This is a genomic window from Streptomyces sp. 13-12-16 (assembly GCF_002114215.1).
Classification (GTDB): Bacteria; Actinomycetota; Actinomycetes; order Streptomycetales; family Streptomycetaceae; genus Streptomyces.
Window position 1 is genome coordinate 1 of the sequence record NZ_NCTE01000190.1, and the last position, 5,906, is coordinate 5,906.

General features: G+C 73.4%; 5 protein-coding genes and 1 tRNA gene. 1 reads left to right on the forward strand and 5 read right to left on the reverse strand.

Annotated features, from left to right (window positions below):
- Window positions 1–1,941, reverse strand: a 1,941-nt coding sequence (locus B7767_RS08680) for an ATP-dependent helicase (protein ID WP_107485923.1), incomplete at its 3' end; no start/stop codon positions are given.
- A gap of 102 nt (window positions 1,942–2,043) precedes the next feature.
- Here B7767_RS08680 and B7767_RS08685 point away from each other — a divergent pair.
- On the forward strand, window positions 2,044–2,301 hold the full coding sequence (locus B7767_RS08685) for a mycoredoxin (RefSeq protein ID WP_073932358.1): 258 nt from the start codon (window positions 2,044–2,046) through the stop codon (window positions 2,299–2,301).
- 71 nt (window positions 2,302–2,372) lie between these two features.
- On the opposite strand, the gene B7767_RS08690 is transcribed toward B7767_RS08685, so the two are convergent.
- The 4 genes from B7767_RS08690 to B7767_RS08705 all read right to left on the reverse strand — a co-directional run.
- Window positions 2,373–2,447 (reverse strand) — tRNA-Trp (locus B7767_RS08690).
- A 114-nt stretch (window positions 2,448–2,561) separates the two neighbouring features.
- Window positions 2,562–3,506 (reverse strand): NAD(+) diphosphatase, encoded by a 945-nt coding sequence (nudC, locus tag B7767_RS08695; protein WP_085571663.1) that lies wholly within the window; start codon window positions 3,504–3,506, stop codon window positions 2,562–2,564.
- A 145-nt stretch (window positions 3,507–3,651) separates the two neighbouring features.
- Window positions 3,652–5,064: a dipeptidase gene (locus tag B7767_RS08700; RefSeq protein ID WP_085571664.1), complete on the reverse strand. Its 1,413-nt coding sequence runs from the start codon at window positions 5,062–5,064 to the stop codon at window positions 3,652–3,654.
- A 10-nt stretch (window positions 5,065–5,074) separates the two neighbouring features.
- A partial coding sequence (locus B7767_RS08705) for a PD-(D/E)XK nuclease family protein (RefSeq protein ID WP_143652294.1) occupies window positions 5,075–5,906 on the reverse strand: 832 nt, incomplete at its 5' end.

Genomic DNA, 5,906 nt, shown 5'->3' on the forward strand with positions numbered 1-5,906 from the left:
CGGGACGACCGAGGCGGACGCCGTCCCGAACGAGCCGCGCTCCACACCTCCCGCGCCGGCCGCGCCGCCCCGGCCCGCGGCGGCGGCGTTCGAGCCGGGGCGCAGTCCGTGGAGGAAGCGGCTGGGGCGGCGGTTCGGCTGGCTGCCGGGCGAACGGGAGAGCGCCCAGGAGAGCTGGAGGCGCTCACGGGCGCGGGTGACACCGACATAAAGGAGACGGCGCTCCTCCTCGATCTGCTCGTCGGTCTTTGCGTAGGTGATCGGCATCATGCCCTCGGCGACGCCGACCAGGAAGACGACGTCCCACTCCAGGCCCTTGGCCGAGTGCAGCGAGGCGAGGGTGACGCCCTGCACGGTCGGGGCGTGCTGGGCGCCGGCCCGCTCGTCGAGTTCGGCGACGAGGTCGGCGAGGGTGGCGCCGGGTCTGGCGGCGGCGAAGTCCTGGGCGAGATGCACCAGCGCGGCCAGTGACTCCCAGCGTTCCCGGACCGCTCCGGAGCCGGCCGGCGGCTGGGTCGTCCAACCCTCGCCCGAGAGCACGGCGCGCACCTGGGAGGGGAGGTCGGGGGCGTCGTCGAGGAGGGTGTCGTTGCCGCCGAAGCGGGCCGCGCCGCGCAGGGCGATGCCGGCCTTGCGCACCTCGGGGCGCTCGAAGAACCGCTCGGCGCCCCGCAGCTGGTAGGGCACGCCGACATCGGCGAGGGCCTGCTCGTAGGTCTCGGACTGGGCGTTCGTCCGGAACAGGACGGCGATCTCGCTCGCCGGGACCCCGGCGTCGATCAGTTCACGGATGCGGCGGGCGGCCCCCTCCGCCTCGGCGGGCTCGTCGGGGTACTCGGTGAAGACCGGCTCGGCCCCCGAGGCGCGCTGGGAGACCAGTTCCAGCCGGTGGTCGGCGGCCCGGCCACGGGCCTGGGCGAGCAGGCCGTTCGCCAGGCGGACGACCTGGGGGGTCGAGCGGTAGTCCCGGACCAGCTTGACGACGGTGGCCCCGGGGTGACGGGTACGGAAGTCGAGCAGGTGGTCGGGGGTTGCGCCCGTGAACGAATAGATCGTCTGGCTGGCGTCGCCGACCACGCACAGGTTCTCCCGGTCGCCGAGCCACAGTTCCAGCAGTCGCTGCTGGAGCGGGCTGACGTCCTGGTACTCGTCGACGACGAAGTGCTGGTACTGGGCGCGGACCTGATCGGCGATGTCGTGCCGGTCCTGCAGGACGGCGACGGTCAGCAGCAGCACGTCCTCGAAGTCGATGACAACGCGCTCGCGCTTGAGGTCCTCGTAGGCGGAGTAGAGCTGGGCGATCTCGGCGGGGTCACGGGGGGACTCCCGGCCGGCCTTGGCGGCGGCGGCCGCGTAGTCGGCCGGGACGGTCTGGGTGACCTTGGACCATTCGATCTCCGCGGTGACATCCCGCAGCTCGCCCCGGTCGAGCCGGATGCGGCAGGCGGCGGCCGCGTCGGCGACCAGCTGGATCTTGCGGTCGACGAGCCGGGGCAGGGAACCACCGATCGCTTTCGGCCAGAAGTACTGCAACTGGCGCAGCGCCGCGGAGTGGAAGGTGCGGGCCTGGACGCCGACGGCACCGAGCTGGCGCAGCCGGCCGCGCATCTCCCCGGCGGCGCGGTTGGTGAAGGTGACGGCGAGCACGCTGGAGGGCTGGAGGACGCCAGCGCGCACCCCGTAGGCGATCCGGTGGGTGATGGCCCGGGTCTTGCCGGTGCCCGCGCCCGCCAGCACGCACACCGGGCCCTGCAGGGCGGTGGCCACGGCGCGCTGCTCGGGGTCGAGCCCTTCGAGCACCGCGTCGGCCGAGTCCGGTACCTGCGGGAAGAGAGTGGAGTGCGTTGCTGCTGTCACACAGCCATGCTGCCAGGTCGCCGGAGACGGGCGAGCCGGTTGTCCACAGGGAGGCCCCCGTAGTCGTACTAATGCGGCAGGCATCACGTGGGGCCCGCGCGGCCACCCGGCGGGAATGCCGGCGCTCTCCCGTACGTTCCCCCCACGACCAGGACTTCCCCGAGCCGCCGAAGGAGCGCGAGAGGCATGCAGGGCACTGTGACGATGTACAGCACCACGTGGTGCGGCTACTGCCGCCGGCTGAAGAGCCAGCTGGACCGTGAGGGCATCGCGTACACCGAGATCAACATCGAGCAGGACCCGGATTCCGCGGCCTTCGTGGAGAAGGCGAACGGCGGAAACCAGACGGTGCCCACGGTACGAGTGGTCCCCTCCGCCGGCGGCGACGAGGTCGTGATGACGAACCCGAGTCTCGCCCAGGTGAAGCAGGCCCTCGCGGTCTGACGTTCCTCGGCGCCGCGCCCCTCCGGTCGAGGTCACCGGAGGGGGCCGACGTGTCTTCAGGGGTGCGGGGGCGGAACCGGCCGGATTCGAACCGGCGTCCTCGCGGTTTTGGAGACCGCGCGCGACGACCTCTGCGCTACGGCTCCGCCCGGCTCGACAGCGTAGCCGGGGCACGGGACGGGCCCCGCAGTTCGGCGCCCGGGCTCCGGACGGACCCGGCGGGCCGGGCGCCGGGCTCCGTCAAAGCGCTGGGCGTCCGGTCAGAAGGCGCTGCGGGTCGGCAGCTCCTTGCCGTACCAGCGTTCGATCAGGCGGGCCGCGATCGAGATGCCGTACGGCGGGAGCACCTCGCCGGACTCGAAGGCGGCGCCGAGTTCGTCGCGGGAGAACCAGCGGGCTTCGTGGATCTCGTCGCCGTCCACGTCGATCTCGGTCGAGGTGGCGCGGGCGGTGAAGCCCAGCATGAGGCTGGACGGGAAGGGCCAGGGCTGGCTGGCGACGTACTCGACCTCGCCGACGCCGATGCCGACCTCCTCGTGGACCTCGCGGCGCACCGACTGCTCGATGGACTCCCCCGGCTCGACGAATCCGGCGAGCGTGGAGAAGCGGCCCTCGGGCCAGTGGACCTGGCGGCCGAGCAGGATGCGGTCCCGGTCGTCGACCACGGCCATGATCACCGCGGGGTCGGTGCGCGGGTAGTGCTCGGCGCCGCAGGCGGGGCAGCGACGGATGTGGCCGGCGGCGGCGATGACGGTGCGCTCGCCGCAGCGGGAGCAGAAGCGGTGCAGCCGCTGCCAGTTCTCCAGGGCGACCGCGTGCACCATCAGGCCGGCCTCGCGCTGCGACAGGAGCAGTCCCGCCTCGCGCAGGCCCGCCGGGCGGGCGGAGTCGTCCATGCGGCCGGGCAGGGAGTCCTTCTGGAGGGCGAAGTAGCTGACGCCCTCGTCGTCGATGCCCAGGAAGTAGCGGTGGGCCTCGGTGAGCGGGGCCTCGAAGGACGGGGTCATGACGAGTTCGGTACGCCCGTCCGCCGTCTCGTCGATGAGGACCTGGCCGCCGGAGACCACGAAGCAGCGGGTCGAGGGGTGGCTCCACGCCGCCGCGAGCCATGCCTCGTCGAGCCGGTGGTGGGCGGCGCGGTCGATGCCGCTCGGGGCGGTGAGCGAGATGGGTCGGTCGGCGGTGTGGTCGGTCCAGGTGGTCACGGGTGCTTCCAACTCCCCCAGTGGAACGGATTGGGTCGGCGGGCGGTTCGGCGGGACGTGCGGCGGGAGGGACCGGTCCTGCGGGGTGCGGCGGGTCCCTTCCAGTGTGCCGCGCGCGGGCGTCCGGTTCGGACGGTGTGCGAGGTCAGGGGGCGTGCCGCCAGTGCTCGGCGAGGTCGCCCCACAGGTACGCGCTGGTCTCGACGCCTTTGAGGAGCAGGTCGAGGTCGACCTTCTCGTTGGGGGCGTGCCAGCCGTCGGACGGGACGGAGATGCCGAGGAACAGCACCGGTGCGCCGAGGACGTCCTGGAGGTCGGCGGCCGGTCCGGAGCCGCCCTCGCGGGTGAAGCGGACGGGCCGCTCGAAGGCGCGGCCCATCGCGCGGACCACGGACTGCAGGGCCGGGTGGTCCAGCGGTGTCAGGCAGGGGCGGGTGGCGGGGCTGAAGGTGATCTCATGGCGGATGCCGTCGGGCAGCTGTCCGGGCACCCAGGCGCCGACGGCCTCGCGCACCTGCTCGGGGTCCTGGCCGGCGACGAGGCGGAAGGACAGCTTCACCATGGCGGAGGACGGGATGACCGTCTTGCTTCCGGGGCCCTGGTAGCCGCCGCCGATGCCGTTGACCTCGGCGGTGGGGCGGGCCCAGACGCGCTCCAGGGTGCTGTACCCGGCTTCGCCGCGGGTGCCGTGGGACCTGGCGGTGCGCAGCCACCGCTCCTCGTCGAAGGGCAGCTCGGCGAAGAGTTCGCGTTCGCGGTCGGTGAGCTCGACGACACCGTCGTAGAAGCCGGGGATCGCCACGCGCGCGTGCTCGTCGTGGAGGGCGGCCACCAGGCGGGCGACGGCGGTGGCCGGGTTGGGCACCGCGCCGCCGAAGGAGCCGGAGTGGATGTCCTGGTCGGGTCCGTACAGCCGGATCTCGCACTCGGCGAGGCCGCGCATGCCGGTGCACACGGTGGGGGTGTCCTCGGACCACATGCCGGTGTCGGAGACGATCACGGCGTCGGCGGTGAGCCGGTCCGCGTGCTGTTCGACGAGCGCGCGGAAGTGCGGGGAGCCGGATTCCTCCTCGCCCTCGACCAGCAGTTTCAGGTGGACGGCCGGGGTGGTGCGGCCGGTGGCGGCGAGGTGGGCCCGGACGCCGAGGGTGTGGAAGAACACCTGGCCCTTGTCGTCGGCCGCGCCGCGCGCGTAGAGGCGGTCGTCCCGGACGACGGGTTCGAAGGGCTCGCTGTCCCAGCCGTCCTCGCGGGCCGCGGGCTGCACGTCGTGGTGGCCGTAGACCAGCACGGTGGGTGCCCCGGGGTCGGCGGAGGGCCACTCGGCGTAGACGGCCGGGGCGCCGGGGGTGGGCCAGACCTCGGCGGTCGGGAAACCGGTCTCCTTGAGTTTGGCGGCGAGCCAGTCGGCGCTGTGGCGCACGTCGGGCGCGTGGTCGGGCCGGGCCGAGACGGACGGGATGCGCAGCCACTCGGTGAGGTCGTCGAGGAAGGCGACGCGGTGCTGTGCGATGTACGTACGGACGGCGCTGACGGCGGTGTCAACGGGCTGGCTCATGTCCTCGAGCCTATCGGCCCGCGCCGGTGTCCTCGGAGTGCGGTATCTCACCGGGCGGCTCCCCGAGCAGCAGCCGCTCCAGTTCCGCGCGGCCGGGCAGGGGGTCGGGGCGGACGATCTCACCGGTGCGTACGTAGAGGAACGCGGCGGTGACGGTCTCCGGGGGGACGCCCTGCTGTTCGGCCCAGGCGAGCCGGTAGACGGCGAGCTGGAGCGGGTCGGCGGTGTGGTCGCGGCCGGTCTTCCAGTCGACGATCTCGTACGTCGTCCCGTCCCCGTCGTCCTTCCGGTAGACGGCGTCGATGCGGCCGCGGACGACCCGGCCGGCGATCGACAGCTGGAAGGGGGCTTCCACGCGGTGGGGGGTGCGGTGGGCGTACTCGGTGCGTTCGAAGGCCTCCTTGAGGGCCTCCAGGTCGCGTTCGTCGGAGATCTCGGCGTCGCTGCCGGGCAGCTCGTCCGGGTCGAGCACGGGCAGGGTCAGTTCCTCGAAGCGTGCCTCGACCCAGGCGTGGAAGCGGGTGCCGCGGCGCGCGGCGGGCTGCGGCGGGCGGGGCATGGGACGGGCCAGTTCCTGGGCGAGGCCGTCCGGGTCGGCGGCCAGGCGCAGCAGTTCGGAGGCGGTCAGCGAGCCGGGCAGCCGCACCTCGGTGACGCTCTCGCGGAGGTGCAGGAGCTCGCCGGCGAGTGCGTCGAGGTCACGGTCCCAGGAGGCGACGGTGCGGGCCTCCTCGGGGGTGAGGCGGGGGCGCGGCGGGTGGGCCGGTTCCGCCGGGACGGGGTGCGCGGTGGGTTCCGGGGCCGTCGCCTGGTGCGGGACGGTGGGGCGGTCGGTGCTCCAG

What these genes read in the sequence shown, in the direction of transcription:
- B7767_RS08700 (WP_085571664.1), bottom strand. Translation starts at nt 5,064, where the DNA reads ATGAGCCAGCCCGTTGACACCGCCGTCAGCGCCGTCCGTACGTACATC.
- B7767_RS08685 (WP_073932358.1), top strand. Translation starts at nt 2,044, where the DNA reads ATGCAGGGCACTGTGACGATGTACAGCACCACGTGGTGCGGCTACTGC.